This window comes from Actinocorallia herbida (assembly GCF_003751225.1).
GTDB lineage: Bacteria > Actinomycetota > Actinomycetes > Streptosporangiales > Streptosporangiaceae > Actinocorallia > Actinocorallia herbida.
The window spans coordinates 960,928-973,864 of the sequence record NZ_RJKE01000001.1 but is presented as its reverse complement, the minus strand read 5'-3'; the positions used below and the strand labels follow the sequence as shown (position 1 = coordinate 973,864).

The window sequence follows — 12,937 nt, the reverse complement described above, 5'->3', positions numbered from 1 at the left end:
GTCACCGGCCGGGGAGGCGGGCCCCCGCCGTCTCGGCGACCGCGCGGGCCGCGGCGTCCGGCCCCACGGGCGGGACGGGATCGGGCAGCGCCCGCACCCGGGACGTCCGCCCCTCCGGCAGGGCGCCGGTGAGCAGGTAGCGCTCGAAGATCCGGTCCACCGCCGCGTTGCCGCGCTGGACGATCCCGTGGGTGAGGCCGCCCTCCTCCACCACCAGATGGCCGCCGAGGCGACGGCGCATCTCCGGTCCGCCGGAGAAGGGCGTCGCGGCGTCGTAGGTGGCCTGGAAGAGCAGGACGGGCGGCAGGCCCGCCCTGCGGCGGATCTCCACGGGGGTGCCCGGCGCGGCCTTCCAGTACTTGCAGGGCAGGTTGTACCAGGCGTTGCTCCACGTCATGAACGGGAAGCGGCGGGCCATCGCGGCGTGGTCGCGGCGCCACCGGGACCAGCGCGACGGCCAGGGCGCGTCGGTGCACTGGGTACCGGTGTACACGGCGTACCCGCCGGGCTCCTTCTGCGCGCCGAGATGCTGGTAGGCCACGACGAGGCCCTTGTCGTCGCCTTCCTTGCGGGCCCTGAGCGCCTGGGCGAGCAGCGGCCACACCCCGTCGCCCGCCCGGTATCCGGCGGCGAGGAAGGTGTCGTCGAGCTCGTCCGGGCCCATCCGGGTCGGCCCGTCCGGGGCGTCCGCGGCGGCGAGCTTCGGCCCGATGCTGGCGCTGATCGGCCTGCGGGCGAGCGCCGCGCGCGTCCGCCGGTAGAAGGCGCGCACCTCGGCGCGGGTGCCGCCCACCTGGTAGACGTCCTGGTGCCGGGCCGTCCAGGCGAAGAAGAGGTCGAGGTTGCGGTCGAACGTCCGGTTCTGCCGGAGGTTGGACTCGTACCAGACGCCGACGGGCGAGACGTTCGAGTCCAGCACCATCCGGCCGACGCGGCGGGGGTGCAGGGTCGCGTAGACGCCGCCGAGGTAGGTGCCGTAGGAGACGCCGAAGAAGTTCAGCCTGCGCTCCCCGAGCGCCCTGCGGATCGACTCCAGGTCGGCGACCGTGTCGGTCGTCTTGAGATGGTCGAGGAGGCCGCCGTACTTCTTGTCGCACGCCTCGGCGTAGGCGCGGGCCCGTCCCTTCCAGTAGGCGAAGTCCGCAGGGGTGCGGGGGTTGTAGTCGCGCCGGACGGGGGCGAAATGGTCCGGCAGGCAGCTCATCGGCCGGCTCCCGCCGACCCCGCGCGGATCGAACCCGACGATGTCGTAGGCGGCCCGCACCTTCGCCGACGCCCTCCCGGCGACGGCCACCGCGAAGTCCGTCCCCGTCCCGCCGGGCCCGCCCGGATTCACCAGCAGCGTCCCTTTGGGCTTCCCCCCGGCCGCCGGGATCCGCGACAGCGCGAGCTCGAACTTCTTACCGTCCGGCCTCCGCCGATCCAGCGGCACCGCCAGCTTCGCGCACTCGATCCGCACCCCCTCGAGCGACTCGAACATCGCCGCGAACGCGGGCAGCGCCGCCTTGCACGGCTTCCACCCGATCGCCGGAGCGGGCGCCGCCTGCGCGGCCGACCCACCGGGCACGACGGCCCCAGCCAGCAACAGCACGGTCACGCCCGCCACACCCGGAGTCCTCATGCGCCGATGCTCCCCCGAGCACCGCGCGCCCGCCTCCCGAAAGACGAACAGATGGCGAACCCTGACGGTCCCTTTCCCGTCGGCCCCGCGGCCTCACCGACGTTCCGCGTCGGCGCCCTTCCCCGCGGGCTCGCTCAGCACGCCCGCCACCATCGCGAAGGCGAGGAAGAGGTAGCACGGATAGACGACGAGCTCCAGGTACCACGGAAGCCCTCGCCACACGACCTCCAGCCCCGGATACGCGGCGACCGCCACCGCGAGGCCGGCGAGGGTCCTGCGCCTCCATGACATCGTGACGGCGAGAACGACGAACGCCAGGCCCAGCAGACCGGGAATGGCCAGGGCCGACTGCCACGCGTCGAGGTCACGGCCGAAGTGAGCCAGGGCCGGAAGGTGCTCGTCGACGAAGATCCGGTGCAGCACCCAGGAGAGGGCGCCGGCCGAGACGAGGCCGCCGATGGCGACGCGGGCGACGGGCGCCTTCGGGGGACGGTCCGAGACCGCGGGCACGGCCTCGGTGACCCGGTGTTCCGCCCGCGCCTCGTCCCCGGCGTCGGACGCGGAGGCCCTCGGCCGGGACCGGTGCGAATCGCCGTCCGGGGCCGCCCGGCCTGAGCCGCGCCCCGGCGGCGGCACCGTGCGGCTGCCGCCTTCCGCGATCGAGATCAGCGCGGCCTCGACCTCGGCGGCCGAGCCCGGACGGTCCGCGGCGTCCTTCGCCAGGAGCCGCTGGAGGAGTTCGTCGAGTTCGCGTGGGATGCCCGGTCGGCGAGACCGCGTCGGGGGCGCGGTCTCGTTCAGGTGCTGGTGCAGCAGGACGTGCTGGGACGGCCCGCGGAACGGCGGGCCGCCGGTGAGCAGCGCGTACAGGGTGCAGCCGAACGCGTAGAGATCGGTTCTGGCGTCCGGTTCCTCCCCTCGGTACTGCTCCGGCGCCATGTACGCGGGCGTGCCCAGGACGCTTCCGGGGGCGGTGAGCGTCATCGTGGTGTCGGTCTGCCGGGAGATCCCGAAGTCGCAGATCTTGACGCCGCCGTCGGCGAGCTCCATCAGGTTGGCGGGCTTGATGTCGCGGTGCACCACGCCCTGGGCGTGCGCGTAGGCGAGCGCGCGGGCCACCCGGGCCATGAGCCCGACCGCCGTGTCCACCGGCAGCCCATCGGGGTGGTGCTCCAGCAGCGTCTTGAAGTCGGTGCCCTTGAGCAGCTGCATGACGAAGTACGGCTGCCCCTGGTGGTGGCCGATGTCGTAGACGGCGGTGATGCCGGGGTGGTCGAGCCGGGCGACGGTCCGCGCCTCACGAGTGAACCGGGCGTTCAGATGGGCGTCGTCCTGGAGTCCCGCGAGCACGATCTTGATCGCCACCGGGCGGCCGAGGTCTCGGTCTTCGGCGGCCCAGACCTCGCCCATGCCGCCGCGTCCCAGCAGGGTGGTCAGCTTGTACCTGCCGCTGAGCTCGGTTCCGGGCTGCACGCTCACGCCTTTCCGCGCCGGGAGGGTCGGGCCGTGCCGGGACACGAGGGCCCGCGGGTCGGGAGGTCAAGGATAGGCACAAAGGGGCCTATGGCGGGGTCGGTCCGTCGGTGAGGGTGAGGGCTATCCAGAGTTCGGCGCGGGCCGTGGGGTCGTCGAGGTCGCGGTCGAGGAGGTCGGCGGCGCGGCGCATACGGTGGCGAAGGGTGTGGCGGTGGATGCCGAGGGCGCGGGCGGCGGGATCGCCCTGGCCGTGGTGGGCGAGGTAGGCGTGCAGGGAGGCGCGGAGGACGGGGTCGAGGGGGGTGAGGAGCTGGGCGGCCGCTTCGCGGGCGGGGTCGCCGAGCTGGCCCAGGACGCCGCCGGGAAGGTCGCTGTGGCGGCGGACGCCTTCGCCGGGACGGGCGCGCTCGGCCTGGCCGAGGGAGCGGACGGCCCCGGTCAGCGGGACGGGGTCGCCCACCCCGACCGGACCCGCCGCGACGGCCAGGGCGGCGATCCGGTCGGCGATGGCGTCGGGGGCGATGACGGCGGTGAGCGCGCCGTGCGGAACGGTCAGGCAGCGGTCGGCGGCCGGGTCGCCCTCAAGGGCGTCGGCCGTGTCCGGGCCGCACAGCAGGACCCGGACGGGCTCCTCGGGGAAGCCCGGGGGCGTGCCGAGCAGGAGGCCGCCGAGTGCTTCGCGCACCCGGTGCTCGCTCGTCTCCGAGCGCAGGCTGAGCAGCGAGACGGCCGCGCCGACGACGGTGTGGGCGACCGGCCGGAGCTGATCGGGCGTCCCGACCGCGAGGTAGGCCCGCGGCCTACGCCCGAGCCCGACGGGCTGCACCACGATCGGACCGGGCAGCGCGAGGCTGGCGGCGCTGGCGAGCCTCGGGAGTTCCACGGCCACTTCCGCGGCCCGCGCGCGGGCCGAATCCGGCGCGGCGTGGCTCACCTCCCCCGCCGGGTCGAGGAGCAGCGCCCAGCCCCGCAGCACCCGGGCGAGGACGGCCAGCACCGCGTCGGGACCGCGCAAGGCGGCCCGCGCAAGCTCCCGCTGCGCCTTGGCCGCCCGGGTGACGTCCTCGTACTGCTCGGCGGCGAGCATCCGGGACACCGCCTTGCCGATGGCGACGAACGGGGTCGGCCGGGGCACTTCCAGCAGCGGGAGCCCGTGCCGTCGAGCCGCCCCCACCAGGGATTCCGGCACCCGGTCATGCCCGAGACCCACCCCGAACCCGAGCCCCGCGACGGCCCGCCCGACGAGCCGGGCCACGTAGGTGTCGGCGTCGTCCAGGCGCATCCCCGTGGTGAGGACGAGCTCCCCGCCCTCCAGGAACGGCGTCGGATCGGTCAGTTCACTGACCGCGACCCAGCGGACCGGGACGTCGAGGGAGGCGTCGGAGCGCAGCAGCAGCCGCAGCGAGGGCAGGGCCGCCACCGCGGCGAGAGTCGGTGCCATGATCGTCCAGGGCGGGCGCGGGATGCTCGGATGTGCCAGGGTGGCTGGTCCGGACGGTCCGATTGTCCGGAGTGGACCGTCCCCAGCCTAGGTCTTCCCGCTTATCGTCGAGTCCATGAGTGAGCCGACGAACGGCGGGCCGGGCCTGCCGCAGCAGCGCAAGATCGTCACCGAGATCCCCGGTCCGAAGTCGCGGGCCCTCCAGGAGCGCCGACTCAAGGCCGTGCCCCCGGGCGTCGGCTCGACCCTGCCGGTCTACACCGTCGCCGCGGGCGGCGGGGTGCTGGTGGACGTCGACGGCAACAGCCTCATCGACTTCGGCTCCGGCATCGCCGTCACCAACGTCGGCAACGCCCACCCCGAGGTCGTCCGGCGGGTCCAGCAGCAGGTCGCGGCGTTCACCCACACCTGTTTCATGGTCACCCCGTACGAGCCCTACGTCGAGGTGTGCGAGCGGCTGAACGCGCTCACCCCCGGCGACCACGAGAAGCGGACGATCCTCGTCAACTCCGGCGCGGAGGCCGTCGAGAACGCGGTGAAGATCGCCCGGTACGCCACCAAGCGCCCCGCGATCGTGGTGTTCGACCACGGCTACCACGGCCGCACCCTCCTCACCATGACCCTGACGGCCAAGAACATGCCGTACAAGGAAGGTTTCGGCCCGTACGCCCCCGAGGTGTACCGGGTGCCGATGGCCTACCCGTACCGCTCCACCGAGGACGGCCCGGCCACCGCCGCCAAGGTCATCGACCAGATCTCCAAGCAGATCGGCGCGCACAACGTCGCCGCCGTGCTGGTCGAGCCGATCCTGGGCGAGGGCGGCTTCATCGAGCCCTCCCCCGGCTTCCTCCCGGCGATCGCCGAGTTCGCCGAGGACAACGGCATCCTGTTCATCGCCGACGAGATCCAGACGGGCTTCGGCCGCACCGGGCGGCTCTTCGCCTGCGAGCACGAGGGCATCGTCCCCGACCTGATCACCACCGCCAAGGGCATCGCGGGCGGCCTGCCGCTCGCCGCCGTCACCGGCCGGGCCGAGGTCATGGACGCCGTCCATGGAGGCGGCCTCGGCGGCACCTACGGCGGCAACCCGCTGGCCTGCGAGGCCGCCCTCGCCGTCTTCGACGCCCTGGACGCCGATCGGATCACCGCGAAGGCGGCCAGGATCGGCGAGATCATGCTGCCCGCGCTGCGCGAGCTCGCCGCCGGGGACCCCCGGATCGGCGACGTCCGCGGCCGCGGCGCGATGATCGCGATCGAACTGGTCAAGCCCGGCACCGACGAGCCCGACGCGGCCCTCGCCGGCGCGATCGCCAAGGCCTGCCACGCCCAGGGCCTGATCGTGCTCACCGCGGGCACCTACGGCAACGTGCTGCGGTTCCTGCCGCCGCTGGTGATCCCCGAGGACCTGCTCCACGAGGGCCTCGACCTGCTCGCCGGGGCGATCGCCGAGACCCGCTGACGCGCCGCGCGGCCGGCTCTGGCGCCATGATCCAGGACACCCCTTGAGCCCCGTCCTCCCGCCGGAAGCCGGGGCTCAAGGCCGTCAGGGCACGGGACGACACGGCGACTTTGCCAGGTCCAGACCGCGCCCATTCCCCGTCCACAATCTCCGGCACGTACAAAGGAGGAGAACCGAAGAACGGTCACCGCACGGGGGGAGAGCAAATGAGTCGCACGACCAGCCGACGAGGCGAGGTCTTCGGCGCCGGCGCTCGCGCCCGCATGCCGGGCGGCTCAGGGGTGTTCGTGCACGCTCTCATCGGCGTGCCCGCCCTGCGACCGGCGATGACCGTTCACGGTTCCCCGGCATGACGCCGGGGAGGCACTGACCTCACTGGATAAGCGGGGCCCCTGGCTTTCGGGGGGTTGGCCAGGGGCTCCCGCTCCCACAAAAAGGACGCGCAGCGGCGGTTCTCGCCCACGCGTCCACGAGACGGGCCTGACTGGGGGCGGTCGGGCCCGTCTCTATTTCTGGTCGCTCCTTCGCCGCTCCGGTGATCGGACGCTTTAGAACCCGATCACACCGGTGCGGTTCCTCGTCAAGGCTCATGGCCGATGGCCGGGCTGGAACCCGTTCGAAGGCATCCTCGTCCCAGGCCGTGCCCTTGGCCGGGCTGGGGCCACCGCCTCTAGGGATTTCCTTCCCGGGGGCGGGCTGGGCCGGGGTGGGGATCATCCGGGCGGTGGGGATCAAGGTTGGGCGGTGAGGGTGGACCAGGTTCGGGTCCAGGTGTTCCAGTCGGCGCAGTCCTCGCAGGAGGCGGGGGTGGTGGAGTGGGCGAAGGTGACGGTGTTGAGGTAGGGGCGGTCGCCTACGTGGTAGGCGGTGCAGAAGCCGGGGCGGAGGGTGGCGCAGGCTTCGGGGTTGGCGGGGGCGACGCCCTTCCATTCGGCCATCGCGCGCTGGATCGCGGGTGAGGTGGCCCAGTCCATCCAGCGGTACATGCAGCCCGGGTGGCGGGCCGTGGCGCTCATCATCCAGGCGTTGGCCCAGCCGGTGCGGCCCTCGCGCGGCGCGGCCTCGGCGACCGGCAGGCCGCCCTTGAGCAGGACGTCGAGGGTGTGCGCGTCGGCCATCTCGAGCGCGGCGCCGCCGGTCGCGAGGGCCTCGACGGGCTGGGAGCCGTCGCGCCAGACCGTCTTGACGTGCCCGCGCTCGGCGGCCAGCACTTCGGCGACGGCGTCGAGCTGGGGGCGGGTCAGCGAGAACGGGTCGCCGATCTTGAGCTTGGGCCGCCGCTCCTTGAGGTACAGCGCGGCGAGGCCGAGCGTCGTCGGAGTGTCCCGCCACAGCACGGCGCCCCGGTGCGCCTCCTGCGGCGCGAAGACCTCGCCCCAGGACGTCGGGGCCGCGACCCGCGGGTCGTAGAGCAGGAGGTCGGCGCCCCAGGCGTTCGGCACCCCGTAGACGACGTCTTTGCGCTTCTTGCCGTCGTCCTCGTCGTCGTCCTCGGCGGGCTTCTCGGTGACGAGCGCGCGCAGCTCCGGCGCGATGGCGCCCAGCGCGGGCACGAGGCCGGTGTTGAGCGGGGCCGCGCCGTTCGCGGCGATCAGCTCCCCGGCCACCTCGGCCGGGACGAGCCCGCCGTCGTAGCCGCCGACCGCGATCTTGTCGCGCACCTCGCGCGCGGTGCCGACCGTGCGGACCGTGACGTCGCAGCCGGTGGCCTCCTCGAACGGCGTCACCCAGTCGGCGGCCGGATCGGTGCCGCCCTGCTCGGCATAGCCGGAGGGCACGACGAGGGTGAGCGCGCCCTCCACCGCGGCGAGGGAGGCCGCAGGGGTGGCGGTGCCGCGGGGCCGGGGGTCGTCGCTGCTGCACCCCGTGAGGGCGAGCGCCAGGGCCGCCCCCGCGGCGGAAGCCCGAAGAACACTCATGGACGCGCAGCCTAACCGGGACGGCGCACGCACGAGGCAACAGGACGGCGGGAACCGTGCGGTCAGCGGTGGGATGACGACCCCGGAGGACGGGCGGGCCACCGGGCGGGCGCGCTCGCGAGGGGCGTGCCGGAGGAAACGAGCGCGTCCGCGTCGCCCTCCGGGGTCGTCTTGGTGGCCGTCGGCGTGGCCGGGCCGGGGAAACAGCGGGTCACCTTGCAGGGTCACCCGGCCATGCCGCCAACGGCACCCGCCGCACCGGAGGAGCGCCGAGCCGGAGGTAGCTCGCCGCGTCCCGGAGCGCCGGGGGCTCGGACTGGATGAGGTCGATCCGTGCGACGAGGCGTTCGAGGTCGGCGGCCTCCACGAAGTCGCCGATGTCGCGGTCGCGGGGCGGCAGCGCCCACCAGCTCCGGGTGAGCGGACCGAACCAGATGGTCCACGCCGGATATCTGCGGACCAGGAAGGACAGTTCCGCGACGTGCCGCGAAGTGAGCTCTTCCACGTCCGACATGCCCGCTCCCCTTTCCCCGTCATTGTCGAGTGTGTCCAGAGAAACAATTCAGGTCAAGTGTTGTAGGAATGTTCCGCAATGCCGTGGGATACCGGAAAACGGCTTACCGAACGGGTGGTTCGACCGGTCGTGGAAATGGCGCGCGACGGGTCCGTGCCCGGATTCGCGCCGAGTGGCCCGTGCCACACCGTGATTCGGCGGCCGGAGGGCGGGAAGACCGCCCAAGTGAAGGACACGATCGAAGACCAGACCGCGTGGCTGCTCGGCCTCGCGGAACTCCCCCCGGTCCCCGTCTCGTTCGGCGGCCCGACCGACCTGCTCCCGTCGGTGTACGACGTCGGCACCGTCGCGGCGGCGAGCGTGGGCGCGGCGACCGCGGCCGCGGCGCTGCTGTGGGAACTGCGCGGCGGACCGCCGGCCCTCGCCACCGTCGACCGCGGGCACGCCGAGCTCGCGTTCCTGTCGGAACGGGTGTTCAAGATCGCGGGGAGACCGCTCCAGCTGTGGGCCGAGCTGTCGGGCGACTACCGGACCCGCGACGGCTGGGTCAGGCTGCACTGCAACTTCCCCACACATGAGGCGGCCGCCTTGCGCGCGCTGGACTGCCCGCCGGAACCCGACGCGGTCGCGCGGGCCTGCGAGGCGCTCGGCGCGGTCGAGGTCGAGGAGGCAGTGCTCGCCGCGGGCGGCGCTGCGGCGGCGCTGCGCGACCGCGCGGAGTGGGCGGCCTTCCCGCACGGCCCGCTGTTGTCCCTGAACCGGACCGGCGACGGGCCCGTGGTACGGCCACCGGCCGCGGAGCGGCCGCTGGAGGGCCTGCGGGTACTCGACCTGACCCGCGTCATCGCCGGCCCCGTCGCGACCCGCCTGCTCGCCGCCTACGGCGCCGACGTGCTGCACGTGGGCGCCCCCGCGGTGCCGGAGGTGCCCGGCCTGGTGCTGGACATGACGTTCGGCAAGCGCGTGTGCCGCCTCGACTTGAAGACCCCCGAGGGCCGCGCCCTTCTGCGCGACCTCATCGCCGACGCCGACGTCCTCGTGCAGGGGTACCGGCCCGGCGCGCTCGCCGCGCTCGGCTTCGGCCGGGACGACCTGGGCGCGCTCAACCCGTCGCTGGTGACGGTCGACGTGCAGGCCTACGAGCCGGGCACGCCGTGGGCCGGGCGACGCGGGTTCGACAGCCTCGTGCAGTTCGCCACGGGCGTCTCCGCCGAGTCGATGCGCGCGGCGAGGTCCGAGACCCCCGGCGCGCTGCCCGCGCAGGCGCTCGACCATGCCACGGGCTACCTCGGCGCGCTCACCGCGATGGCCGGCCTCGTGCACCGCGCGGCGAGCGGCGGCTCCTGGCACGGCACGGTGTCGCTGGCGGGCACGGCCCGCTGGCTCGACGGCCTCGGCCGGACCGCGGTCAAGCCCGCGGGGACCCCGCCCGACGACGTGCTCGCGGCGATGGACAGCCCGCACGGCGTGCTCACCTTCGTGCTTCCGCCGGGCGCGGCCGCCGATTTCCGGCCCCGCTGGGTCACCCCGCCGCCCGGCGACGCGCTGGACCCCCCGAAGTGGCGGTGAAAACCATTTTTGCCGCCGCCCTGTTATCTGTCTTCATTTCTCTCCCCCCGGAGCAAGGAATAGCTGTCCCGCAGTTCCGTTGAGTGCCAGCAATTCGGGGGAAATCGCTTGTCCGCACATGTTCCGGCACCGTCCGACCGGCCGTCCCGCCGCCCCGCGCCCGCCGTCGCACGGGGCGCGGCGGTCCTGGCCGGCGGCCTCGCCGCCGCGCTCGCGGGGGGCTTCGCCTCGCCCGCCGCCGCGTCCCCCTCGCCGCTCCGGGCGGCTCCCGGCGGCCCGCCGCCCGTCCTGCTGATCCTCGACCCGGCCTTCGCCGCCGATCCCGCACCCGGCCCCGCGACCTACCCGGTGCTCTACCTGGAACCCGACCCCGACCCGTTCCCCGCCGACGCATCGCCCCCTTCCGCCCCGGACTCCTCGGCCCCGGAACCGGGAAGACCGGACACGTACACCCCCGGACCGGACGGCCCTGACGTGCAGGCGCCGGACCCGGACGAGGCCGAAGGGGCGAACCCCGGGCGCCCCGGCAAGGACGCACCCGACCCGTCCGACGGGACCGCCGCCCCGGAGCCCGACCCGGACCAGGCGGAGCCGCAGGACCCGGGATCCGGTGGACCGGACGCCGGACAGCCCGACCCGGATCAAGCGGGGGCACAGGACCCCGGACCCGACGCCCAGCAGCCCGACCCGGACGAGAACGGCGCACCCGGCCGGCCCGAGGGACCCGATGAGCCCGAGGCCGAGCAGCCCGGGCCGGAGGAGCCCGAGATCGAGGAGCCGGAGGAGGAGCCCGAACCGGAGGAGGAGCCCGAGGAGGAGCCGAAGCCGCGGATGCCCGCGGGGATGAGCGTCGCCACCTCGTTCTGGGACGCGCAGACCGCGTCGGGCAAGCCGATGCGGTACCGGACGCTGGCGAGCCCCTACTGGCCGCTCGGCACCAAGGTGCGCATCACCTACGCGGGCCGCAGCTCGGTCGGGTACGTGGAGGACTTCGGCCCCGCGCAGTGGGCGGTCCGCCAGCACCGCCCCCCGGCGATCGTGGACCTCTCGGAGAAGATGATGGCGAGGCTGACCGGCCGCCGCTCGCACGCCGTCAAGGTCCACTTCGAGGTCCTGCGCTGGGGCAAGGGCCGCCGCTACAAGACCGCGGGCACCGGCTACGCCCTCGCCATGGGCCGCCACCGTCACCACAAGGACCACCCGGACAGGGACCGCCCAGGCAGATCGGACGACCGCTGAGCCGCCGCGCCCGGAACCGGGTGGACGGCCCGGGTCCCGCGTCAGTCGTCGGTGGGGCGGCGGACCGAGGCCAGGGCCAGGAGCGCCACGTGCAGGGAGGTGCAGGACTCGGTGTCGTCCAGGTCGGTGTCGAGGACCCGTTCTATGCGGCGGAGCCGTTCGTAGAGGGCGGGGCGGGAGAGATGGGCGCGCTGGGCCGCTTCGGCCTTGTTGCGGCCCGCGGCAAGGTAGACGCCCAGGATGCCGGTGAGGTCGGCCTTGCGCTGGGCGTCGTACTCCAGCAGGGCGCCCAGCTCGCGCTCCACGAAGGTCTGGAGGCGCGCGTCGTCGCGCAGGAGGTGCAGCAGGCCGCGCAGCCGCAGGTCGGGCAGCCGGTAGAAGGGGAGATCGCCCGCGCCGCGCGACGCGACGTCGGCGACCTGCTCGGCCTCCAGGAACGAGCGCCGCACGTCGCGCACCGACTCCACCACCGAGCCGCAGGCGACGACGGTGTCGGGGGCGGTCTCCCGCAGCGTGCCCGCCATCGCGGTGAGCACCCGGTCGACCTGGGCGCGGTGCGGGAGCGAGGCGAGCACCCCGACGCGGGCCTGCCCGGTGCCCTCGCCGAGCACGCCGACGAGCGCGGCGAGCCCCGCGCCGCGGCTCGCCGCCGCGGTGGCCTCGGCGAGGTCGGCGATCGCCTCGGGGGCGCACCGCCCGCGCGGCCGCACGACGACGCCGAGGAGCCTGCGGCCGGAGAGCTGGACGCCCAGGGCACGGGCGCGCGCGGCGGCCTCCTGCGGGTCGGAGTAGGCGTGCGCGAGGATCGCGCTGATGATCGTGCCGTGCGCCTGCCGTTCCAGGGACGCCTCGTGCCGGTCCAGCAGCCTGCCGAGCGCCAGCGTGGTCGCGGCCCGCTCGACCAGCACGGTCTCGCGCGGCGTGGGGGCGGCCCCCGCCAGCAGGATGAGCCTGCCCCAGTCCTCCCCGCGGGCGCCCACCATGGTGATGAGCCAGCCGGTGGTGTCGTCGTAGGCGGTCCGCTGGCTGAGCCGGACGGCACGCGAGCGCGCCTCCCACGAGGACAGCAGCTCGGCCGGGTCGCGGCCCGCGGCGTCGGCGGCGAGCACCTGGTGGGCGAGGTTCTCCAGGACCGCGGGCCGCCCGGCGAGCACCGCCACCTGGCTGACGACCTCGTCGGGGCCCGCGCCCTCGACGCTGAGCTGGGTGAAGATCTCGTGCAGCTGCTCCGACGCGCGCAGCTCCTCGAGCTGGGCGTCCAGGATCTTCGCGTGGACCGCCTCGGTCACGTCGACGAAGAGGGTCTCGCGTTCCAGCACGATCACCGCGACCCCGAGCCGTTCGGCCTCACGGACCAGCGCCGCGGGCAGTTCGCCCCGGTACCGGCGGCCGAGTTCCACGATGAGGCCGCTCACCCCCACGTCGGCGAGCGCCGCCACGTACTCGCGCAGCCGGGACGCCTGGTCGGGCAGCGCGATCCCGGTCGTCAGGACGAGTTCGCCGCCGCGCAGCAGGGTCGCGATGTCCGCGATCTCGGCGACGTGCACCCAGCGCACGCGCGTGCCGAGGCGGTCGGCGCCGGCCACCACCCGGGGCCGGCCGCGCCGCACGGGTTCGAGGTCGAGGACGTCGGCGAGAGTGGGCAGCATCGCCCCATCATCCTAGGTGACCTGCGTGAACATGCTGTAAAGCCTTCGGT

General features: G+C 74.3%; 9 protein-coding genes. 3 read left to right on the top strand and 6 right to left on the bottom strand.

Annotated features, from left to right (window positions below):
- Nucleotide 1 precedes the first annotated feature (1 nt).
- The 3 genes from EDD29_RS04720 to EDD29_RS04710 form a co-directional block, all read right to left on the bottom strand.
- Entirely contained in the window at nucleotides 2–1,621 is a 1,620-nt protein-coding gene (locus EDD29_RS04720) for an alpha/beta hydrolase (RefSeq protein WP_123662646.1), read from the bottom strand.
- A 93-nt stretch (nucleotides 1,622–1,714) separates the two neighbouring features.
- Nucleotides 1,715–3,094, bottom strand: coding sequence for a serine/threonine-protein kinase (locus tag EDD29_RS04715; protein WP_148085875.1), 1,380 nt, complete (start codon nucleotides 3,092–3,094; stop codon nucleotides 1,715–1,717).
- An 88-nt stretch (nucleotides 3,095–3,182) separates the two neighbouring features.
- On the bottom strand, nucleotides 3,183–4,538 hold the full coding sequence (locus EDD29_RS04710; RefSeq protein WP_123662642.1) for a PucR family transcriptional regulator: 1,356 nt from the start codon (nucleotides 4,536–4,538) through the stop codon (nucleotides 3,183–3,185).
- 115 nt (nucleotides 4,539–4,653) lie between these two features.
- Here EDD29_RS04710 and gabT point away from each other — a divergent pair, with 115 nt between their 5' ends.
- The gene (gene gabT, locus EDD29_RS04705; protein ID WP_123662640.1) at nucleotides 4,654–5,997 is read left to right on the top strand and encodes a 4-aminobutyrate--2-oxoglutarate transaminase; all 1,344 of its coding nucleotides are present in this window, start codon (nucleotides 4,654–4,656) and stop codon (nucleotides 5,995–5,997) included.
- 731 nt (nucleotides 5,998–6,728) lie between these two features.
- Here the strand turns inward: gabT and EDD29_RS04700 are convergent.
- Together EDD29_RS04700 and EDD29_RS45230 are read right to left on the bottom strand one after the other, a co-directional pair.
- Nucleotides 6,729–7,916 (bottom strand): extracellular solute-binding protein, encoded by a 1,188-nt coding sequence (locus tag EDD29_RS04700; protein ID WP_170201290.1) that lies wholly within the window; start codon nucleotides 7,914–7,916, stop codon nucleotides 6,729–6,731.
- Between the two features lie 211 nt (nucleotides 7,917–8,127).
- Nucleotides 8,128–8,430, bottom strand: coding sequence for a hypothetical protein (locus tag EDD29_RS45230; protein WP_170201289.1), 303 nt, complete (start codon nucleotides 8,428–8,430; stop codon nucleotides 8,128–8,130).
- A 225-nt stretch (nucleotides 8,431–8,655) separates the two neighbouring features.
- On the opposite strand from EDD29_RS45230, the gene EDD29_RS04695 reads away from it, so the two are divergent.
- Both EDD29_RS04695 and EDD29_RS04690 read left to right on the top strand, forming a co-directional pair.
- Nucleotides 8,656–9,999, top strand: coding sequence for a CoA transferase (locus EDD29_RS04695; protein WP_123662636.1), 1,344 nt, complete (start codon nucleotides 8,656–8,658; stop codon nucleotides 9,997–9,999).
- A gap of 108 nt (nucleotides 10,000–10,107) precedes the next feature.
- A complete protein-coding gene (locus EDD29_RS04690) occupies nucleotides 10,108–11,238 on the top strand; it encodes a hypothetical protein (RefSeq protein WP_123662634.1) in 1,131 nt (376 codons plus the stop codon).
- Nucleotides 11,239–11,279: 41 nt separating this feature from the next.
- Here EDD29_RS04690 and EDD29_RS04685 read toward each other — a convergent pair whose 3' ends face one another.
- A complete protein-coding gene (locus EDD29_RS04685) occupies nucleotides 11,280–12,887 on the bottom strand; it encodes a PucR family transcriptional regulator (RefSeq protein WP_123662632.1) in 1,608 nt (535 codons plus the stop codon).
- Between the last annotated feature and the right edge of the window lie 50 nt (nucleotides 12,888–12,937).

Bases quoted from the DNA above. Each gene is read 5' to 3' on its own strand.
- EDD29_RS04700 (WP_170201290.1), bottom strand. From the start codon at position 7,916: ATGAGTGTTCTTCGGGCTTCCGCCGCGGGGGCGGCCCTGGCGCTCGCC.
- EDD29_RS04685 (WP_123662632.1), bottom strand. From the start codon at position 12,887: ATGCTGCCCACTCTCGCCGACGTCCTCGACCTCGAACCCGTGCGGCGC.
- gabT (WP_123662640.1), top strand. From the start codon at position 4,654: ATGAGTGAGCCGACGAACGGCGGGCCGGGCCTGCCGCAGCAGCGCAAG.
- EDD29_RS04720 (WP_123662646.1), bottom strand. From the start codon at position 1,621: ATGAGGACTCCGGGTGTGGCGGGCGTGACCGTGCTGTTGCTGGCTGGG.
- EDD29_RS04710 (WP_123662642.1), bottom strand. From the start codon at position 4,538: ATGGCACCGACTCTCGCCGCGGTGGCGGCCCTGCCCTCGCTGCGGCTG.
- EDD29_RS45230 (WP_170201289.1), bottom strand. From the start codon at position 8,430: ATGTCGGACGTGGAAGAGCTCACTTCGCGGCACGTCGCGGAACTGTCC.